A 15,243-nucleotide genomic window follows, 5' to 3' on the forward strand; every position below is an offset into this window, starting at 1 on the left:
GAAACTAGGAGCAGATTTTTATTTTGCTACTCCTTATCATTCGTGGGAGAGGGGATTAAACGAGCATACCAATGGACTGTTAAGACAATTTTTCCCCAAGGGAACGAATTTTAAAATCGTTAAGCCAGAGGAGGTGGAAAGAGCCGTAAACTTGATTAACAATCGTCCTCGAAAATGTCTTGACTATCGTACCCCGAATGAGGTATTCTATAAAGGTAGATCAGACAGTGATGCAATTCAGACTTGAATTGGCCGTTCCCCATTAGGAAGACCAGCCAAAAATGTTAGTAAAGAACAAAAGAAACAAGCTGCTGATGATGAGAGGATTCGGAATTGTATAGAGGGCAAATTTGGACAAGGGAAAAGAAGATTTAGTTTAGGTAAAGTGATGGCTAAACTTCCTCATACTTCCTTTTCAGCGATTGCTATTACTTTTTTAGTCATGAATCTTTCTAACCTGTTGAGGCAGGTTTTTTGGGCTTTTTTATGTCTGAAATGGAAAAACAGCACTTTTTCTCGGTCAATGATTAGGATAAGTTATGACTTAAAAATTAATCAACAACTAAAGCTTATGCTTGTAGCTAAGTGAAATCATTGATTAAGAGACCTGTACTTTTCAATGACTTTTTGCCGCAAACCCTAATACCAAATTTCAAAAACTATGGCATACTTATAGAAAAGATTATTAAGTGGATAAATTGGCGATGCTGGTCGTACCCAAAATTGATATTGTTGAGTCAGTAGAAGATTTAAAAAAATTAATGAAACAACAAAAAAGTAGTTTAGCCTACGCTAAAGTACAGTCCTTATATTTTTTGAAGATGGGGGAGGTAGAGACGGTTCGCCATTTAGTGGTATTAATGGGACGAGGGGAAAGAATAATCCATCGCTGGTTAAGTTTCTACAAAAAAAGGAGGAATTGAGCGATTATTATCTGAAGGAAACCCACCAGGAAGACCGAAAAAGATTTCGGTAGAAGAATTCGCTCTTTTACAAAACGAATTAAAAGACCCAGTGGGTTTCACCAGCTATAAAGAGATTTATTTTTGGCTCTCGGTCGTTCCAGAAATTTCCGTCAGCTATACAACAGTTTATCGTCTCGTTAGACAGGAATTAGAAGCTAAATTAAAAGTACCTAGACCAGGAAATCCGAGACAATTGCCTGGCGAAGTAGATGAGTTTAAAGCGAACTTATCTAAACGACTAAAAGCTTTACTAGACAGGGAAAGCGAGAAAGTAAAGCGTTACGAGAAAGTAAGTTTTTGGTGCGAGGATGAAAGTAGATTTGGTTATCACACTATTGCTCGGAATAAAATAACTCTTTTCGGAGTTAAGCCGATTGGTAATTTTTAATATAACTTCCAATGCTTTTGGCTGTACGGGGCTGTAGAGCCTCGACAGGGCAGAAGCTTCTTCTATGAATTCTCCCATTTAGATGGGGATTGTTTCGGAGAATATCTATTACAACTATCGCAAGCTTTTCCCAATGAATTACATATTTTACAAGTAGATAACGCTCCTGCACATATGGCGGGACACTTAGAAATTCCCGACAATATTATCTTGTTTTATCAACCTTCTTGTTGTCCTGAAGTTAACCCCGCAACAGAGAGTTTGGCTGTACCTGAAAAATTTTCTGGCATGGGAAACTTTTGAATCTCTTGATGCTTTAAGAGATAAACTCGATGCTCTTTTAAATCGTTTATCCAATGACACTAGGCTCTTCGTTACTTGGTATGGTTCGATAGGGGGGCATAAATCGACTAAATCCTTATCTGGCAAGGGATTTAATTGATTAGTTCGCTCTAGATCGAAAATAATTGACAAAAATCGCTAAATGCCTTTCTATATAGGGGGTTCTATCCCTTATAACCCCCGTTCATTGCATAACACAAACCGAAGAGCCTGACACTATCGGGTATTTAACGGGATGGTCTTGGATTTTAGAAGCTCTATGTCTGTCAGGAATTTAGAAATTTGGTATAAGATAACAGCAAAACTGTCCGAGATTTTCCCTATGAGCGATCAAATTCTTTCATCCCTCTCCCTGGAACAAAAACGACAAAACCTGCGCCACCAAAGGCGATCGAAGGTGTGGCAAGCTCTAGGTCGCTTTCTGGTGGTTAGTGGTTTAGCGACGGGATTAGCTTGGGGGATGACTTCACCCTATTGGACAATTACCAAGGCTGGACAGGTGGAAATCGCAGGCACGGAATTAATGTCCCCCGAGTCGATTCGCGCTTGGCTGAAATTAAGCTATCCTCTATCTCTCTGGGAATTACCTACCCATCAATTACGAGAAAAATTAGCGGCTATTCCCGCTATTGCCGACGTTAAGATCGAGCGGCAATTATTACCCCCGAAAGTGATTGTTTCTATTCAAGAAAGAAAACCTGTTGCCCGTTGGCGTTCTCATCAACAGCAAGGTTTTTTAGATGCCTCGGGAACGATAATTCCTCAAAACTATTATGGTCGAACTCTGCCCAAAAGCCAATTACCTAGCCTAGAAGTGCTTGGTTACGACCGACAATATCAACAACAGTGGCAAAAAATTTATCCCTTAATTGATAACTTATCCATTAAAATTACCGCCATCGATTGGCGCAATCCTAGTAATCTTGTACTAAAAACCGAGCTAGGACAGGTCTATTTAGGTTTTTATAAAGATAGATTGCCCGAAAAATTAACCGCTCTCGTACAATCGCGGCAATTGTCATCCAAGATACCTCTAGCGCGAATTATCTACATTGATCTGAGCAATCCCGATGCTCCCACTGTACAATTAAAGCCACAGCCAGCCCCTAGGGTTGCCAAAGTAACGGCAACCGGTCGGGATTAACTGGAATTGATCAGTAAATAACCGCAATTATTCCCTTTAGGTATTGGCAAAAAAACCAAATTATGATTTTATGAACAAGAAACTGATACTGTAGATACTGGAACCGACATAATATTAGTGATAGTGTTAACAGTGCATCTCTAATTCATCAAATCAATAACAGAATCTTGTACTAAGAGTGTTCCAATTCCAATGACATCGATTAATGAGATCGTTCCCACCTATCCCAATCTGAACAGTAACGATTATGCCAGTTCAGCTATGAGCGAAGATAATCATTACTCTCAGAATAATGCTGGAGTATTATTTACTCGTCCCCATGAATCACAGATGACACCCCGAGAAGAAAGTCGTAGTAATCGCATCGTGCCGAGCAATGTCGCCAAGATCAAGGTGATCGGGGTCGGCGGTGGGGGCTGTAACGCCGTTAACCGCATGATCGCCAGTGGCGTGACCGGAATCGAATTTTGGGCAATTAACACCGATGCCCAGGCCCTGGCCCACTCCTCCGCCCCCCAGAGGTTACAAATCGGGACAAAATTAACCCGCGGCCTAGGGGCGGGGGGCAATCCGGCGATCGGACAGAAGGCGGCGGAAGAATCCCGGGATGAAATCGCCCAAGCATTGGAAGGAACTGATCTAGTCTTTATTACCGCCGGCATGGGCGGCGGTACGGGAACAGGGGCTGCTCCAATTGTGGCCGAAATTGCCAAAGAAATCGGCTGTTTGACCGTGGGAGTTGTGACTCGTCCCTTTACCTTCGAGGGTCGTCGTCGCACTAATCAGGCCGATGAGGGGGTGGGCGGTTTACAAAGTCGGGTCGATACCCTGATTATTATCCCCAATAACCAGTTATTACAGGTAATACCCGCCGAAACTCCCCTACAGGAGGCTTTTCGCGTCGCTGATGATGTGCTGCGGCAAGGGGTGCAGGGCATCTCGGACATTATCACTATCCCCGGTCTGGTGAATGTGGATTTCGCCGATGTGCGGGCAGTAATGGCCGATGCGGGTTCGGCCTTAATGGGCATCGGCATCGGTTCCGGAAAATCTCGGGCTAAGGAAGGAGCGATCGCTGCTATTTCCTCGCCGTTACTGGAATCCTCGATCGAAGGGGCGAAAGGTGTGGTCTTTAACATCACCGGTGGTCAAGACCTAACCCTACACGAAGTCAATGCCGCCGCCGAAATTATCTATGAAGTGGTGGATCCCAACGCTAATATCATCTTTGGGGCAGTAATTGACGAGAAAATGCAGGGAGAAGTCAGAATTACCGTCATTGCCACTGGTTTTTCTGGGGAATCCCCCTCTCGTCCCACCAGTAGCAAGGTGGTGATCAATACCCCCGCACCCAGTCCGGCACCCACTCCCGAACCACCAAAACCGGCGGGATTAGATATCCCCGATTTCTTGCAACGTCGTCGTCCTTTTGATCGCTAACCGCCTATGACTGCCATTGCCCTCACCATCGCTGGTTCCGATAGTGGTGGCGGCGCGGGAATTCAAGCTGATTTGAAAACCTTCGCCTTCCACCGAGTTCATGGTACCAGCGCCCTTACCTGCGTTACTGCCCAAAATACCCTGGGGGTCGAGCGCGTCGAATCCTTAAGTCCAGAAATGGTAACAGCCCAAATCGATGCGGTGGTCAGGGATTTCGGTGTGCAAGCGGTCAAGACGGGAATGCTGTTCAGCAGCGAGATTATCGAAGCGGTGGCCGAGGCGATCGAGCGCTGGCGTTTAATCAGTTTAGTGGTGGATCCGGTTATGGTTTCGCGGGTAGGAGCCAAATTAATTGATGATCGGGCTATAGATAGTCTTTTTAATAGTTTAATTCCTCTGGCTTCGATTGTTACCCCTAATCGTTACGAAGCACGGCTTTTAAGTGGCATCGAGATCAATGATTTTGAGACGATGAGAGCGGCCGCCGAAATTATTTTCCAGAAGTCAGCCACACCGGTATTAGTGAAAGGAGGAGCCATGAAAGGCCGGCTGCGTGGGGTTGATATCTACTTTGATGGGGAGGAATGGCAAACTTTTAAGACCAGAAGCGTCGAAACCAATAACACTCACGGGACTGGTTGTACCCTATCGGCAGCGATCGCGGCTAACCTCGCTTTGGGTGATGACCTAAAAATAGCGGTGAAAAAAGCCAAGGAGTACGTTACTAACGCCCTTGAGCATTCCCTCGCTATCGGTAGCGGAACTGGTCCAGTAGGCCATTTTTACCGCTTAAAAGCCCTAAATTAGTCAATTCATAACCACTACTCCGCGTATTTCCCCCAAGTACCCCAGAGTTGCACTGGTCGCCCCTCGGTTCCCCTCTCGGTCTATCGGGAATTAGTCAAAGAATTGCAGTCCACCCAGGCACGGGTGGAATTTCTAGAAGCATAAAACCAGCGGTAATGATTCGGTAGTAAGCTAAAACGCACTTAAACCACCTAAAATAGAAATAGTAACTTGAGAAAAATTCTACTTATGCCAGCTAAAGATTTCCGGTTCTTCCGAACTTACCATGTAAAATCAACTAGCAAAATGCCAATTTAATAAACATCTAAGACTAAAGTTTTTTAAAGTTTCTAAATCCATAGCCTCTCCTTTTAATCACCTTCAGTTTATTATTAATTCCTTCCACTGTTCCCTGGGTTGTTTGGTTATCAAAATAGGCAGTTATTTCGTCAATCCACCGCCGAGTTGTCTGGCAGCTTTTAGGAAAGTAAGCCATCGCCTTTTTGAGCCAATCACTCAAGGCAAATAATCCCTCATTCCCCTCCGTATTTTTCTCAAATACTTCTCTAAATTCCTCTTTTAATTTGTGCATTTCCCCAAGTTTTGGAGACACTTTATATACTTCTTCCAATTTTTTCCTTTCTTTCTCTACTAAGTCTCCTTCATTCTTTAATAAGGCATATTTGCTCTTGGCTATTCCTGCTAAGATATTTTCTTTATTTTTCTTATTTTTTATCTTAGCTGCCTCTCTTTTTACCTCCTTTCTTGCTTCATCTAGCTCGTTATTTACTTGTTTCATTACATGGAATCTATCCCCTACTATTTGAGCTTGAGGCATTAGTTTTTATGCCACATTTTTATACCCTATCCACAGGTCTATACTTACTTCCTCTATTTGGCTCAAAACCTCTTCTCCCCACTGTTTCAGATATTCTGTTAATGCTTCTTCTGTTCTTTTTTCCACTAAACCTACAATTTTTCCTGTGTCTATATTTACTAACACAGCATAGTAATTTCCTTTTCCCTTTATCATGGCTATTTCATCTATTCCTAGTTTTTTTAGACCTTGAGGTTTTGCGGTTATTAACTCTTCTCCTAAGTCTTTGAGCATCGTCTCTATTTCTTGTTCGCTTACTCCATTTCTTTCTGCCGTATTTTTGAGATCACTATTCAGGACTTCGTCCACTATTTTTTTTCTAAATCTGTCTGTGTAGGTTCTTTTCTTCGGCAAATAATTTAGTTCTTCTGTGAATTTTTTCCCACATTTCTCGCATCTCATCTGACGACGATTGATTCTCAGATATAATGCCTGTTCTCCAAAGGGTAAATCTCGGATTGTTAATTCATTGTTTTGATGAACTTTTTCCGTTTTACTTCCACAATGAATGCACTGGCTTTCTCTTGACATATTTTCTAAATGTAAAACAATTCCTATATCGGTAATAATTTGATAATTGGTAACGACAACTCCTTCTAGGTGAAGTAGCTCGGTCATTAACTTTAATTGTGGATTTGATGGCATAAGTATAGCTTGTGTCTAAAATTGCTGATCTTGGCTGTCTATATTTTAACCAATAAATTGCTGTATTGCAAGCATAGTTAGCTTTTAAAGATAAATTATTATTTTTATTGGTCAGCAATAAGTGTCTGTTTTTTCTTTGATTTTACACGACAAGTTCGGAAGAGCCATTAAAATCGGGAGTTCATAATTACCTAGTCACCGATAGTGATTAGACCCCACAGTGCGGTATTGGGTTTTATTGAGGGGGTGTCGGACCGATGGGGTAGGATAGTAGGACAGAGGAGGAGGCTCGACCGCAGAGAGCGGTATAATTAATATTTAGATGCCTTCATGCCTAACTTGAAGTGAGAGTATATGTTGAAAGAAACTACTTATTGGCATAAGTTCAGTTATTTTCTTGGATTGGTTCGAGAGATTGGTGGCTGGAATTTCCTATACCGCTATGTAATACGAGCATTTTATAAGATAACCAAGCTCAACCAGAAAATGGTTCTATTTAATAATGTAGAAATGACTCTGCCCTATGATAGTCGATTCGGAACGGAAATTTTCCTCAAGGGAAGCAAGTTAGATTGGGGATCTGAAATTATCCTTCATCGGTTCTTAGATATTAATAAAGACTTTATTGATGTTGGGGCTAATATTGGTTATTACAGTTTACTGGCTGCTCCTTCATCCAATCAGGTTTATGCCTTTGAACCCGATCCGAGAATGGTTGAACACTTAAAGAGAAATCTTTCCCAGTTTCAAAATTGTCATATTCTAGAAGAAGCACTTTTTTCCGAGCCTGGCACTATGGATCTTAATTTGAACTCAATGCCTGAACTAAATTCGCTGGTTAGGCATAGTCCCCAAGAGAACAAGGTGACAGTCAAGGTAAATACTTTAGACAAATTGATGTCTGATTATCCGTTACTGAGTGTTTCCTGTATCAAAACGGATGCTGAAGGTGCAGACTTCGATATACTAATGGGTGGCAAAAATCTTCTCATTCGAGATCAGCCTTTGGTCTTGTCGGAAATTTATCCAACAAAGAAGCTCCTCGAATTTATTAAATCTATTGAATTTACCTGTTTTGCTTTCGTCAAATCTAAGGATGAGAATGGAGATAATTTCCAACCAAAATTCATGAAGATTGAAACAAAACCGACAAACTCTCGTGTTAAAATGATTTTCTTAGTTCCTCATAGGCTCTTGTCAAGGTTTGAAGAGCTAAAAGATGTCTAACACTTCGTTGCTGCGGACGGAACAGAGCTTATTTCTAGGATAGCGATCATCATAGCTATAGTGTGCGTTCCTTGATGTGGCTCCTACTGCCGAACCGATAGATTTTGGGGAACGCACCATGCTCATTAAACATCTCCAAAAATTATAACCTGATCACAGCCTGCTTTGGGTGTATATACTAACTAAATAGTTCGATAGCTCAAATGTATATCTATCGTTGCTAATTCAATTTCACTGAAAAAATATCAGGGCTCTTCTCGACTTTGTGTGATAATTTTCGCTTATGGAATCTTGAAATGCTTATCGGGCAAGACGTTTAGGGCTATTTTAACGTTCGGCGATGACTTCGGCGTGAGATCAGTAGTTCGACAAGCTCACTAACACGAACGCTCAGTCGAGCTGGGGAAGAGACTATCAGTATAGATCTCGTTTCCACACATAAACCAGAAGAGCCGCCAGTTTTCCTAGCCATTGCCTGATAAGTGATATATTTACTGAAAAACTGGGCAATCTAGAACTAAACAGCATCGTGATGAGGGGGATAAGACTTTGGACTCTGCTAACGCTCAGAAAATTCTCGGCTATTTCATCGAAGAAGCAAAAGAACACCTGGAAACTTTAGAACAGGGTATTTTAGACTTAGGCAATCTCGTCAACAACAATGAACAGATGAACGAGATGTTTCGTGCCGTCCATTCCGTCAAGGGGGGGGCGGCCATGTTAGGTTATAGCAGTATCCAAAAAACTGCTCACCGTCTTGAGGATGCTTTCAAAATACTAAAAGAAAATCCTCTAGAAGTCGATCAAAAATTAGAGTCTTTGTTCCTCAAGGGTTATGATCTGCTTCAGGTATTAATCGATAAGCTGCGGGAGCCCTTAGGTTTGCAAAGCGAGGAAGCTAACGCCATCGTTAAAAACGGTGAAGCGACTTTTGCCGAATTACAGGCCCATCTTAACTATCTTCTCGGCCAGGGAAAATCTACCTCTGCTATTGCGGCAGCCCCTTCTATCTCCATTAGCGTCAGAGATATACTCAAACAGATGTTACAACTGTTTAAACAGCAAGAAACCAGCGCTTCCCGTCAGCAATTACAAAAATTAATTTCATCTCTGTCTCAATTGGCTTCAGAACAGCAACAATGGCAATATTTAGTTAAAAATGCTCAATCGGCTCTGGCTAACCCCAAACATTCCTACCGTACTCTCGCCCCAGTTATCATTAAAGAATTAAAACAAGCCAGTGATTTATTAGCATGGGGTCGCGGGGAAGAAATCACCGTCAGTCAAGAATTGCAATTATTAGCCACCGCCAAATTACCACAAATCCTGATTACCCTAGAACCCGAATTAGCAGCTAGTACCCTGCGGCAAATGTTCAGTCGCCAACAGGTCTCGCAACTGGTACAGTTATTACAAACGAGACGTTAACAGCTGCCCCGACGTAACTAATTGTGCGCCAACCGAGGTGGCAATAATTCTCGATGGTGAATTGGGATAGAGCCAAACCAGAAAAAGCTAAGATATGGCAAGATAAAAACTTAATGCTGACGGCTGACAAATATCAGACCTGAGGCAGCATCTCTTGAATCACCGGTCAAGCCGGGATTTACTGAGAGTAAGCGATCTGCTAGAGTTTTAACGTTCGTTAAATTTCTCGGGCAGAGAAAACAAACAAAACCATAATGGTGTTACTGGGTGTGTGGAAGTGCTTAAAAATCTCAATTTTTCGAGGCGATACTCCTCGCTGGCCCTGCTGCTGGCTATTTTCGGATTATTTCACGGGACGGTCATGGCCGAAGAAGAACCCACAGAGACGGTTTTTCCCCGCGTCGAGCAGCTAGTACAGTCTCCTCCTGCGACGGGAGAAACTACTCCACCCGTGGCACCACCGACGGAAACTCCGACGGAAAACCCAATCCCTACAGAAACTCCCACCGCAGCTCCACCGGCACCGGCGGAGGAGTCGCGGGTTTTGGTGGCTGAAGTGGTAGTACAAGGGGCTAATCGAGAATTAGAAAATCTAGTTTATAATACCATTCGCACCCGACCTGGACGAAGCGCGACTCGATCGCAATTACAAGAAGATATTAACGCCGTTTTTGCCACGGGCTTTTTTGCCGATGTGCGGGCAGTTCCCCAAGATACGCCCCTAGGAGTGCGAGTTACCTTTGAGGTGCAACCTAACCCCGTTTTTCAGGGTGTACAGATTCAAATTGCCCCAGAAACCGTGGACAAATCGATTTTACCTGCCGGGGTGGTCGAGGAAATTTTCGCTAGTCAATACGGCAAAACCCTGAATTTACGGGAACTACAGGCGGGGGTAAAAAAAATCAATGACTGGTACAGCAAAAACGGCTATGATCTAGCCCAGGTGATCGGTGCGCCGCAAGTCAATCCCGATGGTCGGGTGATTCTGGTCATTTCCGAAGGTTTAATCGAAAAAATTCAAGTACGTTATTTTAACGTCGAACAGGAACCAGTCAAGGCTAAAACCAGAGAATTTATCATTACTAGGGAAATGCGCCTAAAAGCGGGGGATATTTTCAACCGTAATACTGCCCAACAGGATTTACAGCGTGTTTTCGGTCTCGGTTTATTCGAGGATGTGCGTCTGTCTTTTTCCCCCGGCAGCGACCCAAGGGAGGTGATTGTTAACGTCGATGTGGTGGAAGGTAATACCGGTTCCGTGGCCGCTGGGGGTGGTATTAGCTCGAATGCAGGCTTATTCGGCACTGTCAGCTATCAGCAGCGCAATTTTGGCGGTAATAACCAAACTTTAGGGGCAGAAGTTCAGTTAGGGGAACGGGAATTTTTATTCGATCTGAGTTTTTCCGATCCTTGGATTGCCACGGATAATTTCCGTACTTCCTACACAGTGAACGTTTTCCGGCGACAGTCGATTTCTCTAGTTTATGATGGGGAAGATTCCTCAATTCGGACCCTTAACGATAATGATAGTCCCCGTATCGTCCGGACGGGTGGCGGTATTACTTTTGTCCGTCCTTTGGCCCCTGATGTGTTTACGAAACCAAAATGGGTGGTTTCCCTAGGCTTTAACTATCAACAGGTACAGGTGCAAAATGCCAATGGTGACATCTCCCCCCTGTCTGCACCTCTCAATGGTTTTGGCAGTCAAAAACTGGCGTTTAGTTCCTCTGGGACCGATGATCTATTTTCCCTCAATATTGGCGCTATTCAAGATTTTCGCGACAATCCCCTGCAACCCACCAGTGGTTCTTTCCTGCGTCTAGGTTTAGAACAAACTGTCCCGGTTGGTTCTGGCAGTATTTTCGGAACTCGTGTTCGGGGTAGTTACAGTTACTTTATCCCCGTTCAGTTTATTAATCCCTTTAATCTCTTTGAAACCGATATTTTTAAAGGTCAGCAATCCCTAGCTTTTAATGTGCAAGCAGGGACAGTATTAGGCGACTTACCCCCCTACGATGCTTTTATTGTTGGGGGTAGTAACTCTGTACGGGGTTACGCCGAGGGAGAAGTGGGTAGCGGTCGCAGTTATTTCCAAGCGACGGCCGAATATCGTTTTCCCATTGTGGCAATTATCGGGGGGGCGTTATTTGTCGATTTCGGCACTACTATTGGTTCCCAAGGTGATGTCCCCGGTCAACCCGGTATTGTCCGGGATTTACCCGGTACTGGTCTCGGTTACGGTTTAGGTGTTCGGGTACAATCTCCTGTCGGCCAAATTCGGGTTGACTACGGTTTTAATGTCGATGGTAGTTCTCGTATCCATTTCGGTATCGGGGAACGATTCTAATCAGTTATCAGTTATCAGTTATCAGTTATCAGTTACCAGTTATCGATGAATTTAGTTATTTTTGCTGTTCACTGATAAAAGCTTTATTACTTGATAATTATGGTTTCTACTATCTCTAAACAATTTGAATTATCGGGAATTGGACTGCATTCGGGGGAGATAACACGGGTGCGCGTCTGTGGGGCAAATCCAGGAGAAGGACGTTATTTTGTCCGCAGAGATCTAGCCAATCAACCGATTATTCCCGCTCTAGTTTCTTCGGTTTACCAAACGACTTTATCAACAGAATTGGGACGAGGAGAAGCAAAGGTTAGAACTGTTGAGCATTTATTAGCGGCCTTAACCGCTTTGGGGGTAGAGGATGCTCGCATTGAGGTGGATGGTGCGGAAATTCCCCTCCTCGATGGTTCGGCTAAAATCTGGGTGGAAGCGATCAAAAATGCTGGTTTAAATAACTCTTTTTCTCCATCAGATTTAACCATTTCTCAACCGATTTGGTTGTACGAAGGCGATGCTTTTGTGGCGGCGATTCCTTCTCCTGAATTACGTTTTACCTACGGCATCGATTTTACTTATAAACCGATCGGTAATCAATGGTATAGTTGGAGTCCTAATCAAGAAAGTTTTCAAAATGCGATCGCAGATGCTCGAACTTTCGGTTTTGCCGATCAAATTGAATATCTGCAAAAGGCTGGTTTAATTAAAGGAGGCAGTTTAGAAAATGCTTTGATCTGCGATCAAAATCAATGGTTAAATCCTCCTTTACGCTTTGATAATGAGCCAGCAAGACATAAATTATTGGACTTAATTGGTGATTTGAGTTTACTGGGAACCATTCCCACCGCTCATTACATGGCTTTTAAAGCCAGTCATAAACTTCACGTTCAACTAGCTAAAGCAATTCAGGGTTAATTAGGGTTTGCGGCAAAAAGTTTTTCGTGGGGGTAGGGTGGAGGGATTCCCCTTCCCTTAATTCCTCGAGATAAAAACGTAAAATCCTGCCTGAGTTGATTAACTCCCCATAACGAGCAGTATTAACATTTAGTTTAAATGCTCCTCGTGGGCATTTGCCACGATTAGCATGGAGAGACTGGTATCTTGAAGAATACGAATGTCTGTTTTAGGGTATGGTCTTCTTTTTTTATTGTATAGTTTAATCGCCGTCTTGTCGCTTTGGTTTGGTTAAAGGCAAGAAACCCAACACTATCGGAAGCAAGATTAAATAGGGTATGATGGACGTTGGATAGAAGGGTTTAATGAAAGTGCAAGGGTTTTAAGTCCCTCAGATCGATTCCTCAACCTTTGTTTCTTGCACTTTTTTTGAAAAAAAAGCACATAACCCTTTTCTAGTAAAGCTTTTACCAATATTCAGCAAGCCCTAAATAAAGAGTGAGAAACAAACTAAATCCCTACCCCAAGAATCGGTACAAGGAAGCTTTTTTCGACAAAATTTATCGCAAACTAAGTAGATCATGAAAATTGACGAATTACTCAAGAACAAACGAGAAAAAATCCTTGCTATTGCTGCTAAACACGGCGCAAATAACGTGCGAATCTTTGGTTCTGTTGCACGGGGAGAAGCTGACGAAAAAAGCGATATTGATTTATTAATTGATTATTGTAGCGAACGTCGGAGTCCCTGGTTTCCCTTGCCGTTAATTCGAGAACTGGAAGACTTGTTAGGCTGCAAAGTTGATATTGTTACCGAACAGGGACTTAAAGATAGAATCAGAGAGCGCGTACTTAAAGAAGCAATACCACTATGAGGGATGATACCGAACGCTTGCGGGATATTTTAGAAGCAATTGAGCGTGTAGAAAAGTATGCTCGACAGGGAAAAACCGTGTTTGAACAACAAGAATTAATTCAAACTTGGATTGTCTATCATTTACAAATTATTGGTGAAGCAGCTAGAGCAACTTCTCAAGAATTTAAAGCAAGATATCCCGCAGTTCCTTGGCGAGATGCCAGCGATCTAAGAAACTTAACTATTCATGAATATTTTCGTATTAATCTAGAGATTATTTGGGATATTGTTGAAAATGATATTCCTCCTCTAAAAGGACAAATCGAAGCTATTTTACAGGAATTTATTTGACTAAACCCAACCCAATTACTTAAATTTCGGGTTTCACTATCGTTCAACCCCACCTACTTTATTCTTCGATTTACTTGATGGCTACCGGCAAAAGATAGCCACCAGCAATTATATTAATTTATCAAAGTTTTAACTTTTCCTATTCCCCTTGAGTCGCTTGTCTAACCTGTTCGATCTCTAATTCTAAAGCTTGTGCTATCTGTTCAAAGTTTAATCCTAAGGCCAATAAGCGAGGAATAGAGGCTAATTTTGCCGCTAATTCGCCTTCTTGTCGGCCTTCCTCTCTACCTTCCTCTCTACCTTCCTCTCTACCTTCCTCTCTACCTTCCTCTAAAGCTTCCTGATACACTTTAGTTTGTTTTAAATCACTTAAACTAAACATCGCTTCTATCTCCTTTCTACTGACTTGGGGTAACTTATAAACCAAGATTGTCTCTATCAATTCTAAAAGTTCTTGCTGTTGTTTGAACTTAGGGAATTCTTGTCTAATCCGTGGAATTAATTGTTTTCCTTGCTCGATCGCTCTGGCGGTTGGTGCTATAATTAATTGTAACATCGATATTCCCAGGGATTCCCCTTCTCTTAATTCCTCGAGATAAAAACGTAAAATCCTGCCTGAGTTGATTAACTCCCCATAACGAGCCGTCTCTACGCTTTCCACTGAACGCCGAGGATAAATAACTACTCCCTGCCAGTTGTTGCTTAAGTCCGTTTGGTGGAGATAGAGGAATATCTCACTGAGGTTATAATGTTAAATATTTAGACTATTGAGAGGTTTTTGATGGCTTCCATTACTGTTAATATCTCAGATGAGCAGTTTCGACGATTACAACAGTTAGCTCAGAACAGCCAAGTTTCCCCTGAAGACTTACTCAGTGCCAGCATAGAAGATTGGTTGGTGGGTCCTAAAAACGAATTTACTCAAGCATCAAGCTATGTACTCAAGAAAAACGCTGAACTTTATCGTCGTTTAGCATGATACGCTATCTAACATTAGTGGAAGTCCTCGATTTACATGATCAAATTATTCAACAGTCCCAAGGAGCTATGGGTATTCGTGACCTAGGTTCTCTAGAGTCTGCTATTGCTCAACCACGCATGACATTTGGTGGGCAGGATCTTTATCCGACAATTGTTGATAAAGCTTCAGCTTTGGGGTTTTCAATTGTGATGAATCACCCATTTCTTGATGGCAACAAGCGCACTGGTCATGGGGCAATGGAAACATTTCTGGTGTTGAATGGACTAGAGATTAATGCTTTTGTAGATGAGCAAGAACGAGTCATTTTAGCTTTAGCCTCTGGTGAATTAGAACGTGATGCCTTTACCAACTGGTTACGGCAAAACGTTGGAGCAAGCTAACACCGTGTTGGATTCGACCTTACCAAAGTGATTTATAAAAGCCAAAGTTTGGCTGTAGCAGCTCATCTCAATCGTTAGAGTGGGATGATGAGGTAAACGCTTTTTTGGCAAATTGTCCCCAATTAAGAGAAGGCTTGAGGGATTTTCGGTGTTGCTGATTTTTACTTGATGGCTACCGGCAAAAGATAGCCACC

13 protein-coding genes and 4 pseudogenes are annotated in these 15,243 nt (G+C 42.5%); 14 read left to right on the forward strand and 3 right to left on the reverse strand.

The window, feature by feature from the left end:
- The 6 genes and pseudogenes from H6G40_RS01770 to thiD form a co-directional block, all read left to right on the forward strand.
- The coding region (locus H6G40_RS01770; protein WP_190537171.1) for an IS30 family transposase at positions 1-247 on the forward strand (247 nt) is incomplete at its 5' end.
- A pseudogene (locus tag H6G40_RS01775) lies at positions 248-589 on the forward strand (transposase); the annotation flags it as partial.
- Positions 590-704: 115 nt separating this feature from the next.
- Positions 705-1,795 (forward strand): annotated as a pseudogene (locus tag H6G40_RS01780) (IS630 family transposase).
- 222 nt (positions 1,796-2,017) lie between these two features.
- On the forward strand, positions 2,018-2,839 hold the full coding sequence (locus H6G40_RS01785; RefSeq protein WP_002738467.1) for a cell division protein FtsQ/DivIB: 822 nt from the start codon (positions 2,018-2,020) through the stop codon (positions 2,837-2,839).
- 192 nt (positions 2,840-3,031) lie between these two features.
- Complete coding sequence (gene ftsZ, locus H6G40_RS01790; protein ID WP_002778450.1) at positions 3,032-4,279, forward strand: cell division protein FtsZ; 1,248 nt, start codon at positions 3,032-3,034, stop codon at positions 4,277-4,279.
- Between the two features lie 6 nt (positions 4,280-4,285).
- Positions 4,286-5,086, forward strand: coding sequence for a bifunctional hydroxymethylpyrimidine kinase/phosphomethylpyrimidine kinase (thiD, locus tag H6G40_RS01795; RefSeq protein ID WP_002738816.1), 801 nt, complete (start codon positions 4,286-4,288; stop codon positions 5,084-5,086).
- Positions 5,087-5,359: 273 nt separating this feature from the next.
- On the opposite strand, the pseudogene H6G40_RS01800 reads toward thiD, so the two are convergent.
- A pseudogene (locus H6G40_RS01800) lies at positions 5,360-6,587 on the reverse strand (ISL3 family transposase).
- Between the two features lie 354 nt (positions 6,588-6,941).
- Between H6G40_RS01800 and H6G40_RS01805 the strand changes: the two are divergent.
- Entirely contained in the window at positions 6,942-7,814 is an 873-nt protein-coding gene (locus H6G40_RS01805; protein ID WP_069474746.1) for an FkbM family methyltransferase, read from the forward strand.
- Here H6G40_RS01805 and H6G40_RS23610 read toward each other — a convergent pair.
- Positions 7,800-7,934: a hypothetical protein gene (locus H6G40_RS23610; RefSeq protein ID WP_272071972.1), complete on the reverse strand. Its 135-nt coding sequence runs from the start codon at positions 7,932-7,934 to the stop codon at positions 7,800-7,802. The genes H6G40_RS01805 and H6G40_RS23610 overlap by 15 nt on opposite strands.
- 429 nt (positions 7,935-8,363) lie before the next feature.
- On the opposite strand from H6G40_RS23610, the gene H6G40_RS01810 reads away from it, so the two are divergent.
- The 5 genes from H6G40_RS01810 (at position 8,364) to H6G40_RS01830 (ending at position 13,687) form a co-directional block, all read left to right on the forward strand.
- Positions 8,364-9,242 (forward strand): Hpt domain-containing protein, encoded by an 879-nt coding sequence (locus H6G40_RS01810; protein ID WP_002778443.1) that lies wholly within the window; start codon positions 8,364-8,366, stop codon positions 9,240-9,242.
- Positions 9,243-9,603: 361 nt separating this feature from the next.
- The gene (locus H6G40_RS01815) at positions 9,604-11,589 is read left to right on the forward strand and encodes a BamA/TamA family outer membrane protein (RefSeq protein ID WP_199309330.1); all 1,986 of its coding nucleotides are present in this window, start codon (positions 9,604-9,606) and stop codon (positions 11,587-11,589) included.
- A 99-nt stretch (positions 11,590-11,688) separates the two neighbouring features.
- On the forward strand, positions 11,689-12,501 hold the full coding sequence (gene lpxC / locus H6G40_RS01820) for a UDP-3-O-acyl-N-acetylglucosamine deacetylase (RefSeq protein ID WP_002738636.1): 813 nt from the start codon (positions 11,689-11,691) through the stop codon (positions 12,499-12,501).
- 560 nt (positions 12,502-13,061) lie between these two features.
- The gene (locus H6G40_RS01825) at positions 13,062-13,355 is read left to right on the forward strand and encodes a nucleotidyltransferase family protein (RefSeq protein WP_002738918.1); all 294 of its coding nucleotides are present in this window, start codon (positions 13,062-13,064) and stop codon (positions 13,353-13,355) included.
- Positions 13,352-13,687, forward strand: a complete 336-nt coding sequence (locus H6G40_RS01830; RefSeq protein ID WP_002756203.1) for a HepT-like ribonuclease domain-containing protein — start codon at positions 13,352-13,354, stop codon at positions 13,685-13,687. The genes H6G40_RS01825 and H6G40_RS01830 overlap by 4 nt, the downstream gene beginning before the upstream one ends.
- Before the next feature lie 139 nt (positions 13,688-13,826).
- On the opposite strand, the pseudogene H6G40_RS01835 reads toward H6G40_RS01830, so the two are convergent.
- Positions 13,827-14,426, reverse strand: a pseudogene (locus H6G40_RS01835) (Rpn family recombination-promoting nuclease/putative transposase); the annotation flags it as partial.
- Between the two features lie 42 nt (positions 14,427-14,468).
- On the opposite strand from H6G40_RS01835, the gene H6G40_RS01840 reads away from it, so the two are divergent.
- Together H6G40_RS01840 and H6G40_RS01845 are read left to right on the forward strand one after the other, a co-directional pair.
- Positions 14,469-14,666, forward strand: coding sequence for a hypothetical protein (locus H6G40_RS01840; RefSeq protein ID WP_002739031.1), 198 nt, complete (start codon positions 14,469-14,471; stop codon positions 14,664-14,666).
- Between the two features lie 17 nt (positions 14,667-14,683).
- A complete protein-coding gene (locus tag H6G40_RS01845) occupies positions 14,684-15,049 on the forward strand; it encodes a type II toxin-antitoxin system death-on-curing family toxin (RefSeq protein ID WP_238560464.1) in 366 nt (121 codons plus the stop codon).
- Positions 15,050-15,243 lie beyond the last annotated feature (194 nt).

This window comes from Microcystis viridis FACHB-1342, assembly GCF_014698335.1.
In the GTDB taxonomy this organism is placed as follows: domain Bacteria; phylum Cyanobacteriota; class Cyanobacteriia; order Cyanobacteriales; family Microcystaceae; genus Microcystis; species Microcystis ichthyoblabe_A.

What these genes read in the sequence shown, in the direction of transcription:
- ftsZ (WP_002778450.1), top strand. Translation starts at nt 3,032, where the DNA reads ATGACATCGATTAATGAGATCGTTCCCACCTATCCCAATCTGAACAGT.
- H6G40_RS23610 (WP_272071972.1), bottom strand. Translation starts at nt 7,934, where the DNA reads ATGGTGCGTTCCCCAAAATCTATCGGTTCGGCAGTAGGAGCCACATCA.
- H6G40_RS01840 (WP_002739031.1), top strand. Translation starts at nt 14,469, where the DNA reads ATGGCTTCCATTACTGTTAATATCTCAGATGAGCAGTTTCGACGATTA.
- H6G40_RS01830 (WP_002756203.1), top strand. Translation starts at nt 13,352, where the DNA reads ATGAGGGATGATACCGAACGCTTGCGGGATATTTTAGAAGCAATTGAG.
- lpxC (WP_002738636.1), top strand. Translation starts at nt 11,689, where the DNA reads ATGGTTTCTACTATCTCTAAACAATTTGAATTATCGGGAATTGGACTG.
- H6G40_RS01805 (WP_069474746.1), top strand. Translation starts at nt 6,942, where the DNA reads ATGTTGAAAGAAACTACTTATTGGCATAAGTTCAGTTATTTTCTTGGA.
- H6G40_RS01785 (WP_002738467.1), top strand. Translation starts at nt 2,018, where the DNA reads ATGAGCGATCAAATTCTTTCATCCCTCTCCCTGGAACAAAAACGACAA.
- H6G40_RS01815 (WP_199309330.1), top strand. Translation starts at nt 9,604, where the DNA reads ATGGCCGAAGAAGAACCCACAGAGACGGTTTTTCCCCGCGTCGAGCAG.
- H6G40_RS01825 (WP_002738918.1), top strand. Translation starts at nt 13,062, where the DNA reads ATGAAAATTGACGAATTACTCAAGAACAAACGAGAAAAAATCCTTGCT.
- thiD (WP_002738816.1), top strand. Translation starts at nt 4,286, where the DNA reads ATGACTGCCATTGCCCTCACCATCGCTGGTTCCGATAGTGGTGGCGGC.